Annotated in this window: 24 protein-coding genes, 1 tRNA gene and 1 pseudogene; 17 read left to right on the top strand and 9 right to left on the bottom strand. The window is 60.3% G+C overall.

Translation table 11 applies throughout. From position 1 onward, the window contains the following. Positions 1–30: 30 nt before the first annotated feature. Complete coding sequence (locus tag NKJ11_RS16970; protein ID WP_352774689.1) at positions 31–1704, top strand: tetratricopeptide repeat-containing sulfotransferase family protein; 1674 nt, start codon at positions 31–33, stop codon at positions 1702–1704. 200 nt (positions 1705–1904) lie between these two features. Beyond that, positions 1905–2958 (top strand): annotated as a pseudogene (locus NKJ11_RS16975) (IS1182 family transposase); the annotation flags it as partial. 132 nt (positions 2959–3090) lie between these two features. Here the strand turns inward: NKJ11_RS16975 and NKJ11_RS16980 are convergent. The 3 genes from NKJ11_RS16980 to NKJ11_RS16990 form a co-directional block, all read right to left on the bottom strand. Further along, a complete protein-coding gene (locus NKJ11_RS16980) occupies positions 3091–4278 on the bottom strand; it encodes a porin (protein WP_127257438.1) in 1188 nt (395 codons plus the stop codon). Between the two features lie 14 nt (positions 4279–4292). Continuing rightward, entirely contained in the window at positions 4293–4718 is a 426-nt protein-coding gene (locus NKJ11_RS33840) for a GIY-YIG nuclease family protein (protein WP_502905800.1), read from the bottom strand. 105 nt (positions 4719–4823) lie between these two features. Continuing rightward, positions 4824–4914: transfer RNA gene (locus NKJ11_RS16990), tRNA-Ser, on the bottom strand. A gap of 448 nt (positions 4915–5362) precedes the next feature. Between NKJ11_RS16990 and NKJ11_RS16995 the strand changes: the two genes are divergently transcribed. Together NKJ11_RS16995 and NKJ11_RS17000 are read left to right on the top strand one after the other, a co-directional pair. After that, positions 5363–6466, top strand: a complete 1104-nt coding sequence (locus tag NKJ11_RS16995) for a porin (protein WP_128363099.1) — start codon at positions 5363–5365, stop codon at positions 6464–6466. Positions 6467–6704: 238 nt separating this feature from the next. After that, entirely contained in the window at positions 6705–7799 is a 1095-nt protein-coding gene (locus tag NKJ11_RS17000) for a tyrosine-type recombinase/integrase (RefSeq protein ID WP_352793821.1), read from the top strand. 59 nt (positions 7800–7858) lie between these two features. Here NKJ11_RS17000 and NKJ11_RS17005 read toward each other — a convergent pair whose 3' ends face one another. Both NKJ11_RS17005 and NKJ11_RS17010 read right to left on the bottom strand, forming a co-directional pair. After that, positions 7859–8758 carry an alpha/beta fold hydrolase gene (locus tag NKJ11_RS17005; RefSeq protein WP_352441275.1) on the bottom strand — a complete coding sequence of 300 codons (900 nt, stop codon included), beginning with the start codon at positions 8756–8758 and terminating at the stop codon, positions 7859–7861. Positions 8759–9033: 275 nt separating this feature from the next. Continuing rightward, positions 9034–11085 (bottom strand): lytic transglycosylase domain-containing protein, encoded by a 2052-nt coding sequence (locus tag NKJ11_RS17010; protein WP_352793823.1) that lies wholly within the window; start codon positions 11083–11085, stop codon positions 9034–9036. A 245-nt stretch (positions 11086–11330) separates the two neighbouring features. On the opposite strand from NKJ11_RS17010, the gene dapA reads away from it, so the two are divergent. The 3 genes from dapA to NKJ11_RS17025 are packed head-to-tail and all read left to right on the top strand — an operon-like array spanning position 11331 to position 13440. Continuing rightward, entirely contained in the window at positions 11331–12212 is an 882-nt protein-coding gene (dapA, locus tag NKJ11_RS17015; RefSeq protein WP_352775982.1) for a 4-hydroxy-tetrahydrodipicolinate synthase, read from the top strand. Between the two features lie 25 nt (positions 12213–12237). Next, positions 12238–12717: an SsrA-binding protein SmpB gene (smpB, locus tag NKJ11_RS17020; RefSeq protein WP_013532594.1), complete on the top strand. Its 480-nt coding sequence runs from the start codon at positions 12238–12240 to the stop codon at positions 12715–12717. Between the two features lie 15 nt (positions 12718–12732). Then, a complete protein-coding gene (locus NKJ11_RS17025; protein ID WP_023812858.1) occupies positions 12733–13440 on the top strand; it encodes a glycoside hydrolase family 25 protein in 708 nt (235 codons plus the stop codon). 55 nt (positions 13441–13495) lie between these two features. Here the strand turns inward: NKJ11_RS17025 and NKJ11_RS17030 are convergent, their stop codons facing one another. From NKJ11_RS17030 to NKJ11_RS17045, 4 genes are read right to left on the bottom strand one after another with little or no spacing between them, the layout of a single operon-like run. Beyond that, positions 13496–13801, bottom strand: coding sequence for an addiction module antidote protein (locus tag NKJ11_RS17030; protein ID WP_023812859.1), 306 nt, complete (start codon positions 13799–13801; stop codon positions 13496–13498). Next, positions 13792–14103 (bottom strand): type II toxin-antitoxin system RelE/ParE family toxin, encoded by a 312-nt coding sequence (locus NKJ11_RS17035; RefSeq protein ID WP_023812860.1) that lies wholly within the window; start codon positions 14101–14103, stop codon positions 13792–13794. The genes NKJ11_RS17030 and NKJ11_RS17035 overlap by 10 nt, the downstream gene beginning before the upstream one ends. Positions 14104–14161: 58 nt before the next feature. Then, positions 14162–14818, bottom strand: a complete 657-nt coding sequence (locus tag NKJ11_RS17040) for a uracil-DNA glycosylase (protein WP_352793824.1) — start codon at positions 14816–14818, stop codon at positions 14162–14164. An 11-nt stretch (positions 14819–14829) separates the two neighbouring features. Continuing rightward, a complete protein-coding gene (locus NKJ11_RS17045) occupies positions 14830–15411 on the bottom strand; it encodes a LabA-like NYN domain-containing protein (protein ID WP_023812862.1) in 582 nt (193 codons plus the stop codon). A gap of 324 nt (positions 15412–15735) precedes the next feature. Here NKJ11_RS17045 and rpoZ point away from each other — a divergent pair, with 324 nt between their 5' ends. From rpoZ to NKJ11_RS17095, 10 genes are all read left to right on the top strand, one after another. Continuing rightward, the gene (gene rpoZ, locus NKJ11_RS17050) at positions 15736–16137 is read left to right on the top strand and encodes a DNA-directed RNA polymerase subunit omega (protein ID WP_023812863.1); all 402 of its coding nucleotides are present in this window, start codon (positions 15736–15738) and stop codon (positions 16135–16137) included. Between the two features lie 128 nt (positions 16138–16265). After that, complete coding sequence (locus tag NKJ11_RS17055) at positions 16266–18494, top strand: RelA/SpoT family protein (protein ID WP_023812864.1); 2229 nt, start codon at positions 16266–16268, stop codon at positions 18492–18494. Positions 18495–18544: 50 nt separating this feature from the next. Next, entirely contained in the window at positions 18545–19123 is a 579-nt protein-coding gene (gene pyrE, locus NKJ11_RS17060) for an orotate phosphoribosyltransferase (protein ID WP_128303034.1), read from the top strand. Positions 19124–19173: 50 nt separating this feature from the next. After that, positions 19174–19575 carry a VOC family protein gene (locus tag NKJ11_RS17065; protein ID WP_128303035.1) on the top strand — a complete coding sequence of 134 codons (402 nt, stop codon included), beginning with the start codon at positions 19174–19176 and terminating at the stop codon, positions 19573–19575. Positions 19576–19830: 255 nt separating this feature from the next. Further along, on the top strand, positions 19831–20430 hold the full coding sequence (locus tag NKJ11_RS17070) for a DUF2062 domain-containing protein (RefSeq protein ID WP_352793825.1): 600 nt from the start codon (positions 19831–19833) through the stop codon (positions 20428–20430). Further along, positions 20427–20840 (top strand): holo-ACP synthase, encoded by a 414-nt coding sequence (gene acpS / locus NKJ11_RS17075; protein ID WP_128303037.1) that lies wholly within the window; start codon positions 20427–20429, stop codon positions 20838–20840. The genes NKJ11_RS17070 and acpS overlap by 4 nt, the downstream gene beginning before the upstream one ends. A 78-nt stretch (positions 20841–20918) precedes the next feature. After that, positions 20919–21668: a signal peptidase I gene (lepB, locus tag NKJ11_RS17080; protein ID WP_013532585.1), complete on the top strand. Its 750-nt coding sequence runs from the start codon at positions 20919–20921 to the stop codon at positions 21666–21668. Then, on the top strand, positions 21668–22420 hold the full coding sequence (rnc, locus tag NKJ11_RS17085; RefSeq protein WP_128303083.1) for a ribonuclease III: 753 nt from the start codon (positions 21668–21670) through the stop codon (positions 22418–22420). Before lepB ends, rnc begins: the two co-directional genes overlap by 1 nt. After that, on the top strand, positions 22417–23343 hold the full coding sequence (gene era, locus NKJ11_RS17090) for a GTPase Era (RefSeq protein ID WP_128303038.1): 927 nt from the start codon (positions 22417–22419) through the stop codon (positions 23341–23343). Before rnc ends, era begins: the two co-directional genes overlap by 4 nt. Before the next feature lie 190 nt (positions 23344–23533). Beyond that, positions 23534–23776, top strand: coding sequence for a hypothetical protein (locus tag NKJ11_RS17095; protein ID WP_023812872.1), 243 nt, complete (start codon positions 23534–23536; stop codon positions 23774–23776). Positions 23777–24321 lie beyond the last annotated feature (545 nt).

A 24321-nucleotide genomic window follows, 5' to 3' on the forward strand; every position in this document is an offset into this window, starting at 1 on the left:
TCATCCGGCTCTTTTTGCTAGCGAGATATCATGAACAACCGTCTCCCGCCTGCTTGGTCAAAGCACATCAAGCCCGGGCCCACGCCGAAAGCGAAGGGGCCGATACTCAAGCCGACAGTGAGCCAAGGAAACGCTCAATCGCGAGCGCAGGCCGACGAAGCGCTGCTGAACCAGGCCTATGCCCTTCAGCAGGCCCAGCGGCTCGACGAGGCTCAGGACCTGTGCCTTCGGGTGCTGGCGCGCACGCCAAACCATCCGCTCGCTCTGTACATCCTGGGGACCCTGTACCAGCGTTACGATGACGAGATGGCCTTGCGATATTTCGCGCGGGCGGTCGGCGAGGAACCTAAAAACCCTTACTACCACCTCAGCCTCGGCGAGGCCTATGTGAAGGTCAGCGAATATTCGCCAGCCATCAAGCATATGCTGTATGCTTTGGAACTGCAGCCCAGACTTATCGAAGTGCTTTGTGCACTGGGGCGCGCCTACACCAAGTTTGACAAACCCGACCTGGCTTTGCCGCTTTACGAGAAAGCGCTCAAGATCAACCGCGATCATCCCAAAGTGCGGGCGGGGCTGGCCAGCGCGCTCAGCGGCCTGGGGCGCATGGATGAGGCCGCCGCCTTTCTGAAAGAAGCAATCGGACGTCGCATCGACGTGCCGGCTGCCTACCACGACCTCGTACAGACGAAAAAATTCACCGAAGAGCCGGAGGAACTCCAATCCATCCTGCGTGAACTCGGCAATCCCAAGCTTGATCCGGACGGTGCTTACAAGCTCCATCACGCTGCCGGCAAGGTACTGAACGACCTCAAGCGCTACAGTGAGGCATTCGACCATTTCAATAGGGGGAAACGGGCCTCCGGCTACACCTTCGACATCAATCTGTATCGCCGCTGGATCGACTCCCTGATTGAAACCTTCACGCCGGACTTTCTGGCGGCCAGGGCCGGCTATGGAAATCCTTCCGAAGTGCCTGTGTTCGTGGTCGGTATGCCGCGGTCGGGCACAACGCTCACGGAACAGATCTGCGCCAGCCATCCCGATGTTCAAGGGGCAGGCGAGCTTAACAAATTAAGGCGGGTCGCCAATGCAATCGGCCTTAAAACCTCATCGGCCGGCGATTTGAGCCGGCCGGTCATGTCGGTCACGCAAGATCTGTCCAGAAAGTTGGCGGAAGAGCATCTGTCCTACCTTAGGGAGTGGGCGCCTGCCGCGCTTCGCGTGGTGGACAAGATGCCGCACAATTTTGAAATGATCGGCCTTATCGGCCTTCTCTTTCCCAACGCGCGCATCATTCATTGTCGCCGTGATGCCATCGACAATTGCGTCTCTTGCTTTGTCCAGAGCTTCAACAAAGGACACAGCTACAATACTGATTTGCGGATACTAGGTCTGTACTACCGCGAGTATGACCGACTGATGCGCCATTGGAACGAGGTTTTTCCAGGCCTTATCTTCGAAAATCGCTACGAAACGCTGGTCGAGGATCAGGAGGCGCAGTCACGCCGCCTCATAGATTACCTTGGGCTGCCCTGGGATGACGCCTGCCTGCGTTTTTTCGACAGGGATGGTTCGGTCAATACGCCCAGCCGCTGGCAGGTTCGCCAACCGATCTACAAATCGTCGGTCAAGCGCTGGAAGAATTATGAAAATGAGATTCAGACGCTGATTGATGCGTTGGGCGATCTAGCGGACAAATAATCCAATCCGAGCTGTGCGGGTGCATGCAATGCGCCCGCGACTTTCGCTGTTAATACCGAATCAATCAATTAAGACAGCGGGTTGCAGCACCGCATCCAATAGTCGCACAATGTCCTGAAAAAAACCCGGCGGTTGCCCGCCGGGTTGCAGACTGCTGACAAACCCCTAGCATTTGCTAGGGGTTTTTGATTCACTGGGTTATGTTGAAGCGACCCGCCCCTGAACAGACCGCACTCGAGATGGTGACGCTGGATCAGTTGGTTCCGGCTGATCACCGTTGCGCAAGATCGACCGTGTGATTGATTTCTCCTTCATCCACGAACTGACCGCGCCACTGTATTGCCCCTACAATGGCCGCCCGCCACTCGATCCGACGTTGATGTTCGAGGCGCTGTTCATCGGCTATCTGTTTGGAGTTCGCTCGGAACGGCAGCTGGTGCGCGAGATCGAGGTCATGTCGCCTATCGCTGGTTCCTGCGGCTGAAGCTGACGGACAAGGTGTTCGACGCCTCGACGTTGTCACAGAACCGGCGGCGGCGTTACGACGACACCAGCGTGTCGCAGGCGATCTTCGACCGCATCGTCGAGCAGGCGATCCGGGCGGGCCTTGTCGATGGCACGGTGCTTTACACCGCCTCCACCCATCTGAAGGCCAACGCCAACAAGACCCGCTTCGATCTGGCGTTCGTGGCCAAGTCGCGGGCCCATTACTGGGAGGCGCTGGACGCGGCGATCGATGAAGAGCGCGCCGTCCATAGCCAGAAACGGCTGAAGGAGAAGCAACGCCAGCCGGTGGAGAAAGAGACCAAGGTCTCGCGCATCGATCCCGACAGCGGCTACATGGTGCGCGAGGGCAAGCCGAAAGGCTTTTTCTATCTCGATCACCGCACGGTGGATGCGGCGCATGCCATCATCACCGACACACACGCGACAGCGATCGTCCATGATTCGACCGTCTACCTGTCGAGGCTCGATCGGCAGGTGGAGGGCTTCGGCTTTGATGTCGGCGCCGTCGGGTTGGACGCCGGCTATGCCACGGCCGGCATCGCCAAAGGACTGGAGGATCGAGCCATGTGCGGTGTCACCGGCTATCGCCGACCGAGACCGCCCAAGCCCGGCATGATGGCACCGTCGGCCTTCACCCATGAGCCGGCGGCTGATGGCCCACAGGGCCAGGTGCTGGCCTACGCCACCACCGACCGCAATGGCTACCGCCGCTACAAGAGCGACCCCGCCATCTGCCGCGGCTGCCCATCTCCTGACACAAACAGTCCAAGACACTTCAATCACATAACAAAAAACCCCGCCGAAAATCGACGGGGTTTGTCAGCAGTCTGAAACCCGGCGGTTGCCCGCCGGGTTTTCGATTCGACAAGTCGCAACTTATTAGAACGAGCGCTGGAAGCGAAGGAGGCCGCCGACGCTGTTCTTCTTGTCGGCCGGAGTCCAGGCGACGTTGTCCGTGCTGCCCTCATCGAACTTGCCGGCATGAAGATAGTCAACTTCGGCCGTGACGGTGAAGCCGGGAACGATGTCATAGGCGACGTTCGCTGCAACGCCGACGTTCTTCCAGTCATCAGCAGACGCCTGAAGGTTGAATGAGGTCTTCTCGTTGAACTTGTAGGTGCCACCGCCCCACACTGCCCAGTTGCCGCCCCACTGCTTGTAGAAGCCGCGACCGCCCGCGGGCTGATCATAGGTCGGGTCGTTGAGGTTGTCGTCGGTGCCATAGCCACCCATGATGAACAACGACAACTCGTTGGAAACGTTCACATCCAAGCGAACTTTGCCGGCGACTTCTTCGTAGTTGCTGTCATACGCAACAACACCAGTGATCGCGCCCCAGCCCTGGGTCCACTTCACGCCGCCGACAACATGCGGAACATAGCTGTCGATCGTGCCAACGCCATACTTGCCGTTGCCAAGATCGTCGACGGATCCAGCGCCCGAGCCTTCTTCGAGCGAGAGCACGGCCGAGAAACCATTGCCTGCGTCGAAATAGTACTGGACGACGTTGGTGTCGAAGTCGCCGTAGGGAACCAGCGTATCCTGGATGACATTGCCGGCGTAGCCGATGAACGTATCGAAGGCCGATTCGTCTTTACCGACGCGCAGACCGCCAAGTTGGATCCAGGCGAAGTTCAGCGATACGTCCTTGTTGTGCGCATCGTTCGGGCCGAAGTCGGGATCACCGTTGCTGTTGCCGAAATTGAAGCGGGTCTCGGTGTAGGTCTTCAAGGTGCCGAGCTCGGTCTCCTGGCCGGTCCAGGTTTTGAGCGTGAAGCGGGTGTTCTTGTACCAGGCTCCCTGGTTCTTGCCGTCCTGCACGTCGTTGCTGCGAGCACCATCGAACGAGCCGACGTCGCCAGCACCGATGTCATAACGGACATAGCCGCCGATGCGCAGGCAGGTTTCGGTGCCGGGGATGTAGAAGTAGCCAGCGCCGTAGACGTCGCAAATCTTGACGTATTCAGCGGGTTCCGGCTCGGCGACGACGACGGCGTCGGCGGCGCGCGCACCGGAAACTGCGATCAGGGCCGCAGCGGAGCCGAGGAGAAGGCTCTTGATGTTCATTTTCTGACCTCCAGTCAGAATCGAATGAAATTACGGGAGCCGCCGTCCGCTTCATCGGAGTAACGAGCTGTTATCGCTATCTCTTTTTGGAAAACCGTAGCATTTTTCGGTAGGCCTGCGGTCGTCACCAAAGCGTTTACTGGCGAAAGCGTGCCTGACCCGGATTTGAGATAACGTTCGAATGAAGCTGCCTTGGCCTGATTCGAGAAGGCCATATAGGTGACGATCCGCCATGGCAGGAACTTGGACGTATGGCTGGATTTTCCCGAATTGTGCTCGGCAAGCCGTCGTTTTAGGTCCGACGTCATGCCGACATAACGCCACCTTCCGCAACCTCGCTCTCCAGAAGATAAACGTACCACATGAGCCGGCCCCTCCTTTGCCAATGCGAGAAGGTATCCGGCTTGGCCGAAGGGCAGCTGCCAACCCTGTTTTTGCAAGAAATTCAGGCGCTTGAGCCCTCCTTCGCTACGGCTTCGGAGGGCATCCTGTTTCGCGCGGGGAGGTCGGGACTTGTCCTGCGAAGCGCGCAGCGCGAAGCAGGATGGCGGAGAGGATGGGATTCGAACCCACGAGAAGCTTTTGACCTCTACTCCCTTAGCAGGGGAGCGCCTTCGACCACTCGGCCACCTCTCCGTTGGGCCGCTGGATAAAGAAAAGCGCCGGCACAATCAACAAGCCCGCATCATTATATGCAAAATAAGAAGGCGCCGAACCGCGACCTTCCATAGATGTGGCGGTTCTGCGGTTGTTTCTGGCCAGCGACTCGGGAACTCGCCATGATTCCGTCGGTCCATCGCCGGATTCGGCGACGAGCAAGGGGTTGCGGTGGCCTGATGGTTAACGAGAGCTTTCTGAGTGAGGCCAAATCGTGTCATTTGTGCAACAACGCCGGGGGATAGCAGCCAGGCAGCCCTTTCACCGGTACGATCGTGGTTGAACGCCGCCGTCTCATGAGTAATGTCGATTTTGAAGGAGCGGCGCGGTGCGCATCTTTTTCGGTAGTGGGGATGGGGCAGGGAACGCTGTCCTTCAGCAAAGAATACCCAGACCCGTTTTTTAACTTTTGACTGGAGGTCAGAAAATGAACATCAAGAGCCTTCTCCTCGGCTCCGCTGCGGCCCTGATCGCAGTTTCCGGTGCGCGCGCCGCCGACGCCGTCGTCGTCGCCGAGCCGGAACCCGCTGAATACGTCAAGATTTGCGACGTCTACGGCGCTGGCTACTTCTACATCCCCGGCACCGAAACCTGCCTGCGCATCGGCGGCTATGTCCGTTATGACATCGGCGCTGGTGACATTGGTTCGTTTAATGGTGCTCGTGCTATCGACCGGATGGATGGTGACGTCCAGGATACCTGGAGAAAAAATGCACGCTTCGCGCTGAAGACCTGGACCGGCCAGGAGACCGAACTCGGCACCTTGAAGACCTACACCGAGACCCGTATCAATTTCGGCAACACGAATTTTAGCGACGAAGCCTTCAATAAGGGCATTTCGCTTAATTTCGCCTGGATCCAGCTCGGTGGCCTGCGCGTCGGTAAGGACGAATCGGCGTTCGATACGTTTACCGGTTATGCTGGCAACGTCATCCAGGATACGCTCGTTCCTTATGGTGGCTTCGACACGAACGTGATTCAGTACTACTTCGACGCTGGGAACGGCTTCTCGGCTGTGGTCTCGCTCGAAGAAGGCTATGGCGACTACACGATCGACAGCTACGTCCCTCATGTCGTTGGCGGCGTGAAGTGGACGCAGGGTTGGGGTGGCATCAGCGGCGTCATTGCTTATGACAGCAATTACGAAGAAGTTTCTGGAAAGGTTCGTTTGGATGTGAACGCCACGAATGAACTTTCGCTGTTTATCATGGGTGGCTACGGCACTGATGATAATATCAACGACTTCGGCGGTGGTCGCTCCATGTACAAGCTGTGGAGCGGTAGCTGGGCCGTATGGGGCGGTGGCACCTACAAGTTCAACGAGAAGACCTCGTTCAATGCTCAGCTGTCTTATGACGATGGCAAGAACTTCGGCGCCGCGGCTAACATTGCCTACGATATCGTCCCGGGTCTGACGATCACGGCGGAAGTCGACTACCTCCATGTTGGTGATGACACCGTCTCCAACTGGACTGGCGCCGACAAAGAAAACAACATCGGCGGTATCCTCCGCTTCCAGCGCTCGTTCTAAGGGCTGGTTCCTTACAGGTGAAATCCAGCCCGGGCGCACAACGCCCGGGCTGTTTTTGTTTTCGCGACTGGATCAAGGCAAACGGAAGGATGGGGGTAACGGTAGCTGAATGAATCCGTGGGGTGATTTCGTGGGATCTGCTGATGGGCGGATGAAATCACAACTGCGTGATTAAAATCTCTTGAAAGGACGCTTCCAAGCGGGTAGGGCTGACCTATCCCACTCGGGGGTGTGGCAAATGATGACGAACGAAGCGATTCAAGAGGGTGAGTCCTCTGATCATTTTTCGATGTTTTCTTCTCAAAGTCCGAAGATTCGATATACCTACAACAAGATTAGAGAAGTAAAGTCGCATCGGGTCGGAGATCTTTTTTCAGCATATCGGGACATATTATGGGATGATGGGCGGCATAAGTATAATGTCAGCTCGTTCATCGGCGAAATAGACGAGATCCTCCTTGGGGAGCGTTTCAGCGCCTTTGACCAAAGTACCCTGGACAACCTTATCGGCACCTTGCGCCAGCGCGGCAACAGCAACGCAACCATCAATCGAAAGATGGCTGCCCTCAGCAAACTGCTGCGCAAGGCTCACAAGATGGGGGATATCCACAGCCTGCCCGAGTTCCGCCGCCAGAAGGAGCGGGCGGGTCGGATTCGCTTCCTCGAAAGGGACGAAGAGGCGCGGCTGTTCGCCGCCATCAAGAGCCGCAGCGAGGATGCCTACAGGCTTTCCGTCTTCCTGGTCGACACCGGATGCCGTCTCGGCGAGGCGCTTGGGCTGATCTGGAACGATATCCAGGAGCATCGCGTCAGTTTCTGGATCACCAAATCCGGCCGCAGCCGCACCATCCCGATGACCGAGCGGGTCAAGGAGGTCATCAAGCTGCCTCCCACTGAGGGTCGCCGGCCCAAAGGACCGTTCACCAAGCTCAGCCAGGCACAGTTTCGTGCCATCTGGAACGACGCGAAGGCCGAAGTCGGTCTCGGCGCCGACGATCAGGTGGTGCCGCACATACTGCGCCATACCTGCGCCTCGCGTCTTGTCCAGGGCGGCATCGACATCCGGCGCGTGCAGATGTGGCTCGGCCATCAGACGTTGACGATGACCATGCGCTACGCGCATCTGGCCACCAACGATCTCGATGGCTGTGTCATCGTGCTGGAAACGCCTCGATCGACTCAGCCGGGCGGCAATCGCGCTGAAGGCTCCATGTTTTCTTCGCCCGTGACGACGCCTTCGTCGCCGACGGCAGGGCGAAAAAAGAGGGATGAGGCAGCCGCCGCCGCAAAAGAGTCGCCGAAAGCGGCTCGGAAAAATTCAAAAGCCAAGTAGGCTGAAGAATCCTGTCTATACTATTGTAGCTATCCCGTGACCTTGTTTGGTCATGGGATTTACTTCGAGATATTCCTGCGTTCGGCTTGGTCGAGAAAAGCGGCTATGTCGCCCGGCAGGCTGCCGGTCTCCAGGAATGGCGCATGGCCCTGGCCCTCGACAGTGATCGTCTCCATCATGGAATGTCGCTCTCTCATCTGGTTGAGCGTGTCCATGGAAAGCAATCTCGAATTGGCACCACGTATGGCGAGCAACGGGATGGCGGCCAACGCCTCGAATTGAGGCCATAGATCAGGCAGCTTCTGCGTCAGATCGAGGCTCGCCACGGTATCCACCAACTTCGGATCGAAATCCGGCACCAGCCCACCATCCGTTTCGCGGTAGAGAGCCCAGACCATGCGATCCCAATCGGCGCCGGCAAGGGCGGGGAAGTCTTCGCCATGCACGCTGCGCTGGGCGGCCGCCGCCTGCGTGCGGGTTTTCGGTCCCGGGTCGCGCTCGAGATAAGACTGGATATGGGCAAGCCCGGCCGTCTCGATCACCGGTCCGATGTCGTTGAAAACAATGGCTTTCAGGACGGATGGCCGCATCATCCCGAGCACATGGATGATCAGCCCGCCGCGCGAGGTGCCGATGAAGGCCGCTTCTCCGATGTTCAGCGCCGTCAGCCCGGCCAGGAGGTCGCCGGCCTCCACGCCGACATTGTAATTTTTGACGTCGGGATCATAGGTTGACTGCCCGCGCCCACGGTAGTCGAAGGCGACGACCTTTCGCGGAGTTGCCGCATCCGTCGACAGATAGAGCGCCAGCTCGTGAAAATCCCTGGCATTGCGGGTCAGGCCAGGCAGGCAGACAACCGGCCAGGATCCGGTATTGGCCTCACCATAGATGCGCGCATGAAGGCGTAGCCCATCGGGTGCGCTGAAGAAGAAGTCGGAAAAGCCTTTGGTGCTCGACATCTGGATTCTCTCCCGCCATGCCTCAGCCGACTGCTACAGGCGAGCGCGGGGATGGTCAAATAGAGGGCGGGGCGCTGAAGCTGCCGATCTCCCCCCTTGCGGGGGAGATGGCCGGCAGGCCAGAGGGGGGTGTGAAGGATTGCCAACCTTGGCCCATTACTGGGAATGAGCCATTGAACTGATAGGCCGAGGGACAGCACCCCCCCTCTGCCTTGCCAGGCATCTCCCCCGCAAGGGGGAGATCTCCAGCTTCGACGAAGTCGCCTCTTGAGCCGTCAACCCCGCCCGTTCACCAGATCCCCGACAATGTCGTATTTGCCCGAAATACGCATCTTGTAGACCTCGTAATTCTCCATCACGCGCTGAACGTAACTTCTGGTTTCCGTGTAGGGAATTCGCTCGATCCAGTCGACGACCGCGTCGATGTCCTTGCCGCGTGGGTCGCCATACCTGGCCACCCACTGGCTGGCCCGGTTGGGGCCGGCATTGTAGCCGGCGAAGGTCAGCACGTAGGAGCCGTTGAAGCGGTCGAGCTGTTCGCCGAGGAAGGCCGAACCAAGCGTCGCGTTATAGCCGGCATCAGTGGTCAGCCGTGTTTGTGAAAACTGCAGCCCGGCCTTCTTCGCCAGTTGCCTTGCGGTTCCCGGCATCAGCTGCAGCAGCCCGCGCGCGCCGGCGCTCGACACGGCGCCGATGTTGAATTCGCTTTCCTGGCGGGCGATCGCATAGGCCAGCGCCTTGCCCGAGCCGGAAATGTCGGCCGAATCGGGAATGACGCCGAGCGGATGCGACAATGCGCCGACATCGATGCCGCGCGCCCCGGCGATCTTGCCGATTTTCAGCGCCATGAAATGGTTCCCTTGCTTTTCGGCAAGGACAGCCAGCAGCGCCAGTTCTCCCGGACTGGTCAACTGCCCGGCAAGGTCGCGATAGAGCGTCTCGGCATAGCGGTCGTAGCCCGCCTCCTGCAGCCGCTTGATGGCGCTGACGGCCTCGCGGCCGGCAAAATTCTGCCGGTCGGCTGCACTTGGCGAGGGATAGACGATGTTCAGCGCCTGCCGCCCCACGCGTTCGGCGGCAAGCTGGCCGTAGAATGTCGTGCCATAGGCAGCGGCGCGCGCAAAATAGTCCTTGGCATTGCCCGGACCGCCGACTTCCGCGGCACGGCCGAGCCAGTAATAGGCGCGCGACAGCGTCATCGGCCCCTGGGCGAGGTCCGCGATGCGAGCGAAATGACTGGCCGCGGTTTTTGGGTCGTTCAGGCCGCGCAGCGCGTACCAGCCAGCATGGAATTCGGCGTCCGCCGCATTGGTGGCACTTTCGGCGGCGTGTGTGGCGACGATCTTGTACGCGGTCTTCATGTCGCCCTGGTCTACCAGTTCGCGCGACAGCACCCGGCGCTCGACCCACCAGGCATCCGGATCGACCAGAGCTTCGCGATCGGTCGGCGCCTGCATCACAATGGCCGCGGCGCCGGCAAAATCCTCCTGCTTGCGCAGATATTCGGCCTGCGCGAAGAAGTAGCCGGCCGAACGTTGCATTGCCGGCACGGCCTTCAGCAGCTTGGGCGCGTTCTTGTCGCCTTTGTCGGCCGCCGCCCATGCATCGGCGAGCTGCTGGGCACCGGCAAGGCCGGCGACACGCAGGGCGGAATTCGCACGGTCGGCATAGAACATGCGCTCCATGCGAAAGCGGTGGTCGGCGGCCGGGATCAGGCTACCGAATTCCTTGATCAGCGCCGCCTCGTCCTTGGCCTCCAGGATCGCGGTGCGCCAGAAGGGCGACAGCACCGAACGTGCCGCCTTGATATTGCCTGACGCCACATAGGCGCGGGCAAGAACCATCACGCCTTCGAATGTCTGCGGCTGGCCGCCGTCGAATGCCGCAATGACGGCATCGGGGGCAGGGTTCTCGCGATAGAGTGCGCGTTCGCTGTTTTTGCGCAGGGTGACGGTGCCCGGCCAATTGGGCAGCATCTTGGCCGCAGCAGTGATATCGCCGCTCGGAATCTTGTCGCTGCCATAAAGCGCGATCGCCCAGGCAAGGATATGCTGGTCGAGCGACTGAGCGGGAAGGCCATCGCGCACACCACGAGCGCGGGGACTATCGCCCGCCGCCAACGCATCCAGCCCGCTTTTCAAGGGGGCGACGTCGGGCAAGGGCGGCTGTGGGATCCTGCCCTGCAGGTCAGGCAGCGCAATTGCCGCGCCTGGCATCGGAATGGCTGAGGTGACCCGTACGTCCACGCTACCACTGATCGCCATGCCCGGCATCAGCGCGAGCGTGGCGCCAAGCAGCGCGAGAATGTGAGGCCGACCGCCCGGCATGATCCTTAAATCTTCCTTGTCCTGGCATTCCACAAGCAGGCGGAGATGCCTCGAAGCCTAAACTTAGGTCGTGAAGAGCTCGTAAACAAAGAGTTATCGAGGCCGTTCGAATTGCGCTTGCTGGCACCATGGCAATGCTTGCCGTGCAACCATGTCGAGACTATGGTGCGCCGCTTCGCTTTCGGCTAGAAGGCGCGCACAACAAAACACCGACACAAAATAGAAGTGCCAAGGAGTTGGACGATATGCTGAGAGGCTCGCTTACTGCGCTCGTGACACCGTTCGAAAAGAGCGGGCGTTTCGACGAGAAAGCCTTTCGCGCATTCGTCGAATGGCAACTCGGCGAGGGCACGACTGGACTGGTGCCGGTCGGCACCACCGGCGAGTCGCCGACGCTGTCGCATGACGAGCACCGCCAGGTCGTCAAGGTGTGTATCGAGGTGGCCAAGGGCCGCGTTCCGGTCGTCGCCGGCGCCGGCTCCAACAACACCGAGGAAGCGGTCGGCCTCGTGCAGTATGCCGAGAAGGCCGGTGCGGATGCTGCACTCGTTGTCACGCCCTATTACAACAGGCCGACACAACGCGGCCTGTACGAGCACTTCGCGGCGGTCGCCAGGGCGACCAAGCTGCCGATCATCATCTACAACATCCCGCCGCGCTCGGTGATCGACATGATGCCGGAGACGATGGGGCGGCTTGCGCACGACTTCAAGAACATTGTCGGCGTCAAGGATGCCACCGGCAAGGTCGAACGGGTCTCCGAGCAGCGCGCCACGTGCGGCATGGATTTTATCCAGCTTTCGGGCGAGGATGCTTCGGCGCTTGGATTCAACGCGCATGGCGGCGTCGGCTGCATCTCGGTGACCTCGAATGTCGCGCCGCGGCTGTGCGCGGAATTTCAGGAGGCGACGCTGTCCGGCGACAGCGCCAAGGCACTGGAATTGCAAGATCGTCTGCTGCCGCTGCACAAGGCGATCTTTATCGAACCTGGCGTTTCCGGGGCGAAATATGCGCTGTCGAAGCTGGGCAAGGTCGAAAATGTGCTGCGTTCGCCGCTAATGACGGTCGAACATTCGACCGCCGACAAGATCGATGCGGCGATGAAGCACGCCGGCTTGATTAATTAGGGATGAGGCGCCACCTCTCCGCATCATGAATCAAGTCAGAAAAGCCGATCCCAACAACAAGACCGTTTCGGAAAACCGCAAGGCGCGGTTTTCCTATGAGGTGCTCGACACGGTCGAGGCCGGTCTGGTGCTGACCGGCACCGAGGTCAAGTCGCTGCGCCAGGGCCAAGCCAACATCCAAGACAGCTATGCCTCGGTCGAAGGCGGCGAGATCTGGCTGATCAACTCTTATCTGCCGGAATATCTGCAGGCCAACCGCTTCAACCATGAGCCGCGCCGGCGCCGCAAGCTGCTGCTCAACAAGCGCGAGATGGCGAAACTGTCGCAGAGTGTCGACCGCGAAGGCATGACGCTGGTGCCGCTGAAAATCTATTTCAACGACCAGGGTCGCGCCAAGCTGTTGCTCGCCGTCGGCCGCGGCAAGAAACTGCACGACAAGCGCGAATCCGAGAAGCAGCGCGACTGGTCGCGCGAGAAGGGCCGGCTCTTAAAAGAGCGTGGGTAGGCTGGGGCCATTCGCTTGACGAACCGGATTGTTCTTTTCGGTCTAGCGAGCCTGGTCTCGGTGTGCCTCATCACGGCAGGCGGCTATCTCTACTTCCGCACATTCTCGCCGGATCGCGATAAATATCCGGTCAGGGGCATCGACGTCTCCCATCATCAGGGCCAGATTGATTGGCGGCGCGTAGCCGCCGACGATGTCGCCTTTGCCGTCATCAAGGCGACCGAAGGCGGCGATCATGTCGATGATGCTTTCGCACGGAATTTGGAAGAGGCCCGGGCCGCCGGTCTCGCCGTCGGCGCCTATCACTTTTTCACCTTTTGCCGGCCGGGTGCGGACCAGGCGAAGAATTTCATCTCGGTGGTGCCGCACGATCAGCCCCTGCTGCCACCCGTGGTCGATATCGAATTCGGCGGCAACTGCCCGCAGCGGCCGACGCCCGAACAATTGAACGCCGAACTGGCCGCGTTCCTCGCTCCAGTCGAGGCGGCGTTCGGCAAGCCGGCGGTGGTCTATCTGACCGACGACGCAGCGGAAGCGTATGCAGCGCGGATTGCTGCCCGTCCGCTCTGGCTCCGCTCATTGCTCCTGGAGCCGGATCGCGACGACTGGGTCTACTGGCAGTACCACAACAGGGGTCGCGTCGACGGCATCAACGGCGATGTCGACCTGAATGTGCTGCAGGGTGGGCCGGAGAAATTGGCCGAGCTGTTCGCTGCACCTTGATCAGACGAATTCCGCTGGCGAGATGGAGAACCAAATGTCGGCGCGCTGATTCGTGTTACGCAGCGTTCCGTCCTGCCTGCGCGCTCACGAAGGTCAGTTTCAGACCAAGCGCCTCGGCCACTTTCATGATCGTTGCGAATTCGGGATTCCCTTCGCCGCTCAGGGCCTTGTAGAGAGCCTGTCGCGTCATACCGGCTTTCTCGGCAAGTCTCGTCATGTTCTGCGCACGCGCAATGACGCCAAGCGCATGAGCAATCTCCGCTGCGGTGCCATCTTCGCACGTCGCTGCCAGATATGCTTCGATTGCCTCTGGAGTGTCGAGATATTCGGCCCCGTCAAAGGCTGTGACTTTCATTGCCATATTGCCTTGTCCTTCCATTCCTTGGCGAGTTTTTTTGCGGCTGCGATGTCTCTGCTTTGCGTTCCTTTGTCGCCACCGCAAAGGAGCAGCACGCACAAGTTGCCTGCTTGGAGGAAATAGATGCGATAGCCAGGACCATCGTCGATCCGCATTTCGCTTATGCCCTCGCCAACGGGCTTGACGTCTCCCGGATTGCCTACAGTCAGTCGGTCGATGCGCCGAACAATGCGGGCTTTTGCTTGCGCGTCGCGGAGGTCTTCGAGCCAGCGTTTGAATGTATCGGTTTCGAAAACCTGCATCATGGTAACTGTAAACCATGGTTGACTATTGTCAAGGGGAGAAGCTGATTGCTTATCGTGCCTACTTGCCCAAGAACGCCGCTATCTGGCTGAAAACGCTGACGAACATTGCCTCGGTCAGCACGCCGGTATTGGTGTTGTAGCGTGAGCAGTGATAGCTCGAAAACAGCGTGACGCCACCGGCCGGCAGCTGCCCGCCATGCTTGAACGGGTAGGCGGCGACGCGCCCACCCAGTGCCCGCACGGTCGACTGGTGCGCGATCGATCCCAGTGCCAGCACGGCGCGCAAATTGGGGAACCGCGCGATCGTCGGCACCAGGAATGTCCGACAGGTGGCAATCTCTGCGCCCACCGGCTTGTTCTCCGGCGGCACGCAGCGCACCGCGTTGGTGATCGCGGTGCCGACAAGCTCCAATCGGTCGTCGGGTCTGGCCTTGAATTCGCCGCGTGCAAAACCGTGCGAAATCAGCGTCGAGTAGAGCAGGTCGCCGGCATAGTCGCCGGTGAACGGGCGGCCCGTTCGGTTGGCACCGCGAAGGCCGGGCGCCAGCCCGACGATCAGCAGTTGGACCGTCGCGTCACCTTCGGGAGGCAAAAAAGTCGGCACCGGCGCATTGAACCAGGACGGCTCGCGCTGCCGCCATTCGGCGATGAAGTCATGCAGCCGCGGGCAGAGCGGGCAATCGCGGCCGGGTTCGGAGGCGGAAAGGGCGGTCAAGGCGACTGGCCTCAGTAATCGTCCTCGTCGACTTCGGCCGGCTCGGGCCGCCGCACCGACCGCTCGGAGGGATCACGGCCGACCTCGTTCTTCAATGTCATCAGGTCGATGAAATGGTCGGCCTGGCGGCGCAGGTCGTCGGAGATCATCGGCGGCTGCGAGGCCATGGTCGAGACGATCGACACCTTGCGGCCACGCCGCTGCAACGCCTCGACCAGCGTGCGGAAGTCGCCGTCGCCGGAAAAGATGACGTAGTGGTCGACGACATCGGCGAGCTGCAGCGCATCGACCGCAAGCTCGATGTCCATATTGCCCTTGATCTTGCGGCGACCGGTCGAGTCGGTGAACTCCTTGGCCGGCTTGGTGACCACCTTGAAGCCATTATAGTCGAGCCAGTCGATCAACGGACGGATCGAGGAGTATTCCTGATCCTCGACCAGCGCCGTGTAATAATAGGCGCGCAACAGATAGCCGCGCTTCTGAAAGCTCGACAGGAGCTTGCGATAGTCGATGTCGAAGCCGAGTGCACGCGACGTCGCGTAAAGATTGGCGCCGTCGATGAATAGGGCGATTTTTTCACGAGGGTCGAACATGGAAAATATTCCTTCTCGAAATAAACGGCCGTCTAAACGAAATGCGATAGCGTTCGGTCAGGCTCATAATAAACCGGCTGACCTCCATGCCATCCGAAATAGCGCCAGTTTCGCGGCAATCCAAGGGTGCGTGCTGTACTGCAAGCAATTGTGATCGGGACACCGAACACATAACCACAGACAGGTTTTGCCAAATCGGGTGTTTGAACCAAGGTTTGGGCGCCATGCAGCCCGGCCATTGCCATGATGCTTGTATTTTGGCGGCGTTCGGGTTATGGACCGCGCCTGTTTTCCATCAAATCCATCGCATGAAAGGGGCAATCCATGGCCCGCGTAACCGTTGAAGATTGCATCGACAAGGTCGACAACCGCTTCGAGCTGGTGCTCTTGGCCGGCCACCGCGCCCGCCAGATCAGCCAGGGCGCGCCGATCACCGTGCCGCGTGACAACGACAAGAACCCGGTCGTGGCGCTGCGCGAGATCGCCGATGAGACGCTTTCGCCCGACGACCTCAAGGAAGATCTGATCCATTCGCTGCAGAAGCATGTCGAGGTCGACGAGCCCGAAGCCGACGGCGAGGCGATTGCCGATCAGACCGGCGCCGCCGTTGCGGCCACCGACGCCGATGACACCGAGGAGAACGTCACCTTCGACCGGATGACCGAGGAAGACCTCCTGGCCGGCATCGAGGGCCTGGTGCCGCCGGAAAAGAGCGACGACTACTAAGCCAGCGCTCTGGACCTGCCTGGAATACGTTTCCGGCACTTCCGTCCAGTCAGTTTCGTGGCTATCTATGGGATGCGCCGTACGCTAGTGCGGCGCATCAATCATTTCAGCACCGCGAGATCCCGCCCATGATGCGTCAGTATGAGCTTGTCGAGCGCGTCCAGCGCTACAAGCCTGACGTCAACGAGGCGTTGCTCAACAAGGCCTATGTCTATGCCATGCAGAAGCATGGCCACCAGAAGCGCGCTTCCGGCGACCCGTATTTCTCGCACCCGCTCGAAGTCGCCGCCATCCTCACCGAGATGCATATGGACGAGGCGACGATCGCGGTCGCCCTGCTGCACGACACAATCGAGGACACGACCGCCACACGGGCCGAGATCGACGATCTGTTCGGCCCCGAAATGGGCAAGCTGGTCGAGGGCCTGACCAAGCTGAAGAAGCTCGATCTCGTCTCGAAGAAGGCCGAGCAGGCGGAAAACCTGAGAAAGCTTCTGCTGGCGATTTCAGAAGATGTCCGCGTGCTGCTGGTCAAGCTCGCCGACCGCCTGCACAATATGCGCACCCTCGACCACATGCCGGAAGCCAAGCGCCTGCGCATCGCCGAGGAGACGATGGATATCTACGCGCCGCTGGCCGGCCGCATGGGCATGCAAGGCATGCGCGAGGAGCTGGAGGAGATCGCCTTCCGCTTCATCAATCCGGAGGCCTATCGCGCCGTCACCGCACGGCTTGCCGAAATCTTCGAGCGCAACAAGGGCGTGCTGACGGACATCGAAAAAGCGCTGTCCACGCTGTTCGAGAAGCATGCGATCAACGCCGGCGTGAAGAGCCGGCAGAAGAAGCCGTGGTCGGTGTTCCGCAAGATGGAGGCCAAGGCACTGTCCTTCGAGCAGCTCTCGGATATTTTCGGCTTCCGCGTCGTCGTCGATACGGTCGAGGACTGTTACCGGGCGCTTGGCGCCATCCACACCGCGTGGTCGATGGTGCCGGGCCGCTTCAAGGATTACATCTCGACGCCGAAGCAGAACGATTATCGGTCGATCCACACCACCATCGTCGGCCCGTCGCGCCAGCGTGTCGAACTGCAGATCCGCACCCGAGAGATGAACAAGATCGCCGAATACGGCGTCGCTGCCCATTCGATCTACAAGGACACCGGCGGCAAGACGAATGGCGCCGCCCACGCGATTTCGAAGGAAACCAACGCCTATGCCTGGCTGCGGCGCACCATCGAGCAGCTTGCCGAAGGCGACAATCCCGAGGATTTCCTCGAAAATACCAAGCTAGAACTGTTTCAGGACCAGGTGTTCTGCTTCACCCCGAAAGGCATGTTGATTGCGCTGCCGCGCGGCGCGACACCGATCGACTTCGCCTACGCGGTGCACACCGATGTCGGTGACACCTGCGTCGGTGCCAAGGTCAACGGCCGCATCATGCCGCTGATGACGGAGCTGAAGAACGGCGATGAGGTCGAGATCATCCGCTCCAAGGCACAGGTTCCGCCGGCGGCGTGGGAATCGGTCGTCGTCACCGGCAAGGCGCGCTCGGCCATCCGCCGTGCCACCAAGAATGCCATCCGCAAGCAATATTCGGGTCTCGGCATCCGCATCCTGGAACGCGCCTTCGAGCGTGCCGGCAAGACCTTCACCAAGGAGAGCCTGAAGCAGGTGCTGCACAGGCTGGCGCGCAAGGACATCGAGGATGTGCTGGCCTCCGTCGGGCGCGGCGAGCTCGCCTCCACCGACGTCATGAAGGCGGTATTCCCCGACTACAAGGATGAGCGCGTCACCACGGCCGTCCCCAAGCCGCGCGAGGAGGGCTGGTCGAAGATCCGCAATGCCGCCGGCATGCTGTTCCAGATTCCGGGTCGTGCCGCGCGCAAGGACAAGGACCAGCCACGCGATGGCGCCGTGCCGATCCGCGGCGTGCGCGGCGATCTGCCGGTGCGCTTCGCGCCGGAAGGGGCGGTGCCTGGCGATCGCATCGTCGGCATCGTCCAGCCGGGCACCGGCATCACCATCTATCCGATCCAGTCGCCGGCGCTGCAGGCGTTCGACGATCAGCCCGAACGCTGGATCGACGTGCGCTGGGACATCGACGAGCGCACCAAGGAACGCTTTCCGGCGCGCGTATCGGTCACCGCCATCAACGCGCCGGGGTCACTCGCCGATATAGCGCAGGTGGTTGCCTCGAACGACGCCAACATCCATACACTGTCGATGGTGCGCACTGCTCCCGACTTCACCGAAATGCTGATCGATCTCGAAGTCTGGGATCTCAAGCACCTCAACCGGCTGCTGTCGCAGCTCAAGGACAATTCGAGCGTCAGCGACGCAAGACGCGTCAATGGCTAGACCATGCTCCGGTTTCGGACAAAGTCATGGTCAATCAAAAAGAGGCAGACATGAACACCGATGAAGTGCTGGGCATTTTCCGCGAGGCGGGTGCTGTTCTGGAAGGGCATTTCATTTTGACCTCGGGCCTGCGCAGTCCGGTCTTCCTGCAGAAGGCGCGCGTGTTCATGCATGCCGACAAGACCGAGCTTCTGTGCAAGGCGTTGGCCGAGAAGATCCGCGCTGGCGTGCCAGGCAAGATCGACTATGTCGTAGGCCCGGCGATCGGAGGGCTGATCCCGGCCTATGAGACCTCGCGTCATCTCCGCGTGCCGGCGATCTGGGTCGAGCGGGAAGGCGGCGAGTTCCGCCTGCGCCGCTTCGAGATCGCCAAGGGTTCGCGTGTCGTCATCGTCGAGGACATCGTCACCACCGGCCTGTCGATCCGCGAGACCATCGAGTGCCTGCGCGATCTTGGCGCCGAGGTGGCGGCCGCGGCCTGCATCATCGACCGTTCGGCCGGCAAGACCGATGTCGGTGTGCCGCTCATCGCGCTTGCCGAGTATGAGGTCCCGGCCTATCCGGTCGACCGGCTGCCGCCGGAGCTTGCCGCCATCCCGGCGATCAAGCCCGGCAGCCGCAACATCTGACGGGGCATTTTTTTCGCCCAACAGTGTGCGGCGGTTTTGGGGAAAGCGACATGCGTGAAGACAGATTGGAAATGATCGCCGGCATCGATCATTTCGTGCTGACGGTCGCTTCGCTGGAAGCGACCTGTGAGTTTTACCAGCGCGTGCTGGGTTTTGAGCGCATCGACGCGGCGGATCGGCCGACGGCGCTGGCTTTCGGTACCCATAAGATCAATGTGCATGACGTCGGCCGCACTTTCGAGCCCAAGGCGAAGTCGCCGACATCAGGATCAGGTGATTTCTGCCTGATCACCGACCGGCCACTGGATGAGGTCCGTGCCCGCCTCGCGGCCAATGGTGTGGCGGTGGAACTCGGCCCGGTCGAACGTGTCGGGGCTAGAGGTCCTATGATGTCGGTCTATTTCCGTGACCCAGACGGCAATCTGGTCGAGGTCAGCGAATACCTGCGGTAGCCGCCGGCGGCGATGCGCCTTTCGGCGATGCGACTGCCGGTTCCCTAAATTCGCCGCGATTATCCAATGTTCGAAGCAAGACCTGCCGCCCCGAAGGGCGGCGACAAGCGCGGCGCATAGAAGGTGTTTGGTTGTTCTTGCGCCAGCGCGTCGTTATATAAGGTGGCGATTGCCATAGGGTGATAGTCAAGCGCAAGATGTGGCTGCCACGCCCGGCTGAAGATGCCGTTGCGGGCGCTGTGGAACGGGAACAGAGTGCTTTTTAGACGCCGCAAGCCTGATGGCCTTTATGAGCGGGTGCGTACCTACCTTTGGCCGCGCCGCTCGTTTTCGCGCTCGCTTCAGTATTTTTCCAAGCGCATCCTGCGGCTGAAGGCCACACCGCATGCGGTTGCGGCCGGTGTTGCGGCCGGTGTCTTCGCTTCATTCTTTCCCGTCGGTTTCCATTTCATCATCGCTGCCCTCCTGTGCTGGGTGATCGCCGGCAATCTGGTGGCGGCGGCGCTTGGCGCGGTCTTTTTCGGCAACCCGCTAACCTTCCCGTTGCTATGGGGCGCGTCGTGGGAAACGGGCAAGCTCATCCTGCATGACCGCTTGCCGACGCATGCGCCGCCGGCACATCTGGGCGAGATGCTGCATAACCTCTCCTTCGCGCAATTGTGGAAACCGGTCCTTGAACCGATGCTGATCGGCGCGGTTCCGCTCGGGCTCGCCTTCGGGCTACTGTTCTACGCCATCACGCGCTGGGGGATGAACGCTTTCCGCGAACAGCGGCGCAAGCGTCTGGCCGAGCGTGCAAGCCGGCATGCGCAATCGTCCCATCCAGGCGCAAGCATCGGTTCCACTGCGCGATGATCATCGGCATCGGCAGCGACCTGATCGACATCAGACGCATCGAAAAGTCGCTGGAGCGTCACGGCCAGCGCTTCATCCAGAGAATCTACACCGAGATCGAACAGGCCCGCTCCGAAAACCGGCAGGCGCGTGCTGCCTCCTATGCCAAGCGTTTCGCTGCCAAGGAGGCCTGCGCCAAGGCGCTGGGCACCGGTCTGGCGCAGGGCGTGTTCTGGCGCGACATGGGTGTCGTCAACCTGCCCAGTGGCGCGCCGACCATGGCGCTGACCGGAGGAGCGCAGGCCAGGCTGGACAAAATCCTGCCAAAAGACCATCGCGCGGCAATCCACCTCACCATCACGGATGATTTCCCGCTCGCTCAAGCCTTTGTGATCATCGAGGCGCTGCCCGTCGAAGAAGCGCCACATTGATTGCCTCTGACGACCGGCATTGACGTTGCCCAGCGCGCGCCGAGACTCTATACCATCCAACGCACAATCGAGGACGACATGAGCGTGGCTGAAAAATCCGAGAAGAAATCCGGCGGGCTTGGCGAGACCGTCAGCGTCATCGTCCAGGCGCTTTTGCTCGCCCTGGTCATCCGCACGCTGCTGTTCCAGCCTTTTTCGATCCCGTCGGGATCGATGCGGCCGACGCTTTTGGAAGGCGACTATCTGTTCGTCACCAAATGGTCCTATGGCTATTCGCGCTACTCGCTGCCTTTCGGACCCGATATTTTTTCAGGCCGCATCTGGGGCTCCGAGCCGAAGCGCGGCGACGTAGCGGTTTTCAAGTTCCCGCCTGATCCGTCCGTCGACTACATCAAGCGCGTTGTCGGCCTGCCGGGTGACAAGATCCAGGTCAAGGACGGCCAGCTGTTCATCAACGGCGTCGGCGTGCCCCGCGTGAAAACAGGCCAGATCGACAATCCCGACATCACCGAAGAATCGCGACCGATCGATGTGTATCGTGAGACCTTGCCCAACGGCGTCAGCTACGACACGCTCGACCTGAATTCGAACTCGATCGGCGACAACACCCGCGAATTCGACGTGCCGCCCGGCCACTATTTCATGATGGGCGACAACCGGGACAATTCCGCCGACAGCCGTTTCACCGTCGGCTACGTTCCCGCGGAAAATCTGGTTGGCCGCGCCAATCTTGTTTTCTTCTCGATCGCCGGCAAGGCGAGCCCTCTCGAAATCTGGAAATGGCCGTCGCTGATGCGCGCTTCGCGCCTGTTCCACTTCGTCAATTGATGGCTTTGAAGCGTCCGACAGGCGAAACTCTGGCCGGTTTGGTGAAGGCCAAGACCGGCCACGTCTTCAAGGATGTCCGTTTGCTCGAGACCGCCCTGACGCATTCCAGCGCGGTCAAGGCGGCCACCAACAACCAACGTCTTGAATTTCTTGGCGACCGCGTGCTCGGGCTTGTCGTCGCCGATATGCTTTTCGAGAAATTTCCCGATGCGCCGGAAGGTGAAATCGCGCCGCGCTTCAATGCGCTGGTCGATGCGCGGACATGCTCGGAAATCGGCATCGAAATGCAGCTCGAAGATCTGGTCCGCGCCGATTCTGCCTTGAAGATGCGGTCGCGTGGCTCGGGCGGAAACTATCTGGCGGATGCGGTAGAAGCCCTGATCGCGGCGGTTTACGTCGACGGTGGCATCGAGGCCGCGCGGCGGTTCGTCCTGCGCTACTGGGAACCGCGCTCGCATACGGTGATCGCAAAACCGCTCAATCCGAAATCCGATCTGCAGGAATGGATTGCCAAGGCCAGCGATGCGCGTCCCGAATATGTGATCGAGAAACGCGAAGGCCCGGACCACCAGCCCGTCTTCACCGTGTCCTTGCAGGTCCGCGGCTTTGCGCCGATAAGCGGTACTGGCGGCTCCCGCAGGGTTGCCGAAGAAGCGGCGGCTTCGGCATTTCTTTTGCGCGAAGGCGTCTGGGCCACCACGTCGGCCCAAAAATCGGAGCGCGCGCGCTCAAGTGAAGGGAGTGCGGCATGACCGCCACCGAAGAACCGGCAACGGAAGCTGCCCCCACGCATTCCGGTTTCGTTGCCCTGATCGGCGCGCCCAATGCGGGCAAGTCGACGCTGGTCAACCAATTGGTCGGCGCCAAGGTGTCGATCGTCACCCACAAGGTGCAGACGACCCGCGCCATCGTGCGCGGCATCGCCACGCATGACAATGCGCAGATCGTTTTCGTCGACACGCCCGGCATCTTCAAGCCGAAGCGGAGGCTCGACACGGCGATGGTGACCACCGCCTGGGGCGGGGCCAAGGACGCCGATATCGTGCTGCTTTTGATCGACGCCGAGCGCGGCATCAGGGGCGACGCCGACGCCATCCTCGAACGGCTGAAGGATGTGCGCCAGCCGATGGTGCTGATCCTCAACAAGGTCGACCGCGTCAAGCACGAAGCGCTGCTGGCTCTGTCGGCGGCAGCGAACGAAAGGGTGCCGTTCAAGCGCACCTTCATGGTTTCGGCGCTGACTGGTTCCGGCTGCAAGGACGTGCTCGATTACCTGGCCGAGGCTCTGCCGGTCGGTCCCTGGTACTATCCGGAAGACCAGATCTCGGACCTGCCGATGCGCCAGCTCGCGGCCGAGATCACCCGCGAAAAACTTTATCTCAGGCTGCATCAGGAACTGCCCTATTCCTCGCATATCGAGACCGAGAAATGGGAAGAGAAGCCGGACGGCTCGGTGCGCATCGACCAGACCATCTATGTCGAGCGCGACAGCCAGAAGAAGATCGTTCTCGGCCACAAGGGCGAGACCATCCGCGCCATCGGCCAGGCGGCACGCATGGAAATAGCCGGTATCCTGGAACAGAAGGTGCACCTGTTCCTTTTCGTCAAGGTGCGCGAGAACTGGGGCGACGACCCCGAGCGCTATCGCGAGATGGGGCTCGAGTTTCCGCGCTAGACCGAAGGTTCGCGTAGCGACAGCGGCAAGCGGTTTTCGGAGAGTTCAAATAAATCGCTCCAGGTCCATGGTCAGCAATCTGAACATCGACACGGCGCTTGTCAGCCGACTGGTCGCCACGCAGGAGTGATCTTGCGGTCAGGCCGGTCGAGATTGGCAGCTGAGGCTTCTATCTTAGCGACGAGATGAGGTGGAAAAGGGCGATCCCGCCTGTGATCTGGCAATTGCCTGGACGCTTTTCGAGGGCAAAAGCCGGGAAGCGTTCTGCGCCGACCTTCCCGCCGACGAAGCGATGATGTGCAAAGCGCTGATCACGGTCGGCGGATACATCGGCATCAACCCCGTCGAGTTTGAAAAATCCTGGCACGTGGCCGATGAAGTGCTTGCCGATCACGCGCGCGGGCGTGAAGTGCCGAACGGTACGCCGCTCTAGCCAACCAGAACCCTGATCCTGTCGCCGGACCATCCGCCATCGCATGGCGTGACCAGGGACATTCTGGCCGAAGCGATGCTTTCCAGGACCTATGTGTGCCAATCCGCCTATCGAGGCGGGCGATCACGTCGCCTGCGTCGCCAAGGTCGACTGAGAGGCGTCGCGAAGGAATCGCCTTCAACGATTGACTGCTGTCACAATCAGCGACGCGACAGCGCTCCAGGGGGTTTCGATCGCTTTGGAAGAGGCAGACAGGCTTGGAGGCGTCATCCCGCTTTTTCGCCTCGGTATCAAAGTGGGTCTGGCGGATCGGCGGCATCTGACGATAAAGGGGGCGGCAAGATTCAGGCGATTTCGGCGTAAATCAGGTAGATATTCCGCATTATACGGTCATTTTGGAAATATAGCACGTCACAATTGTATTTAGCCGCGAAAGTATCGGTATATATATTTAATAAATGACATTGTGCCAGTTGTGCCACTCGTCGGATTCGCAAGTGTTATTTGTGCAACACAGTATTAATCTGTTCAAGGAATTGGCATTG

The organism is Mesorhizobium sp. M0243, from assembly GCF_040321775.1.
Lineage (GTDB): Bacteria > Pseudomonadota > Alphaproteobacteria > Rhizobiales > Rhizobiaceae > Mesorhizobium.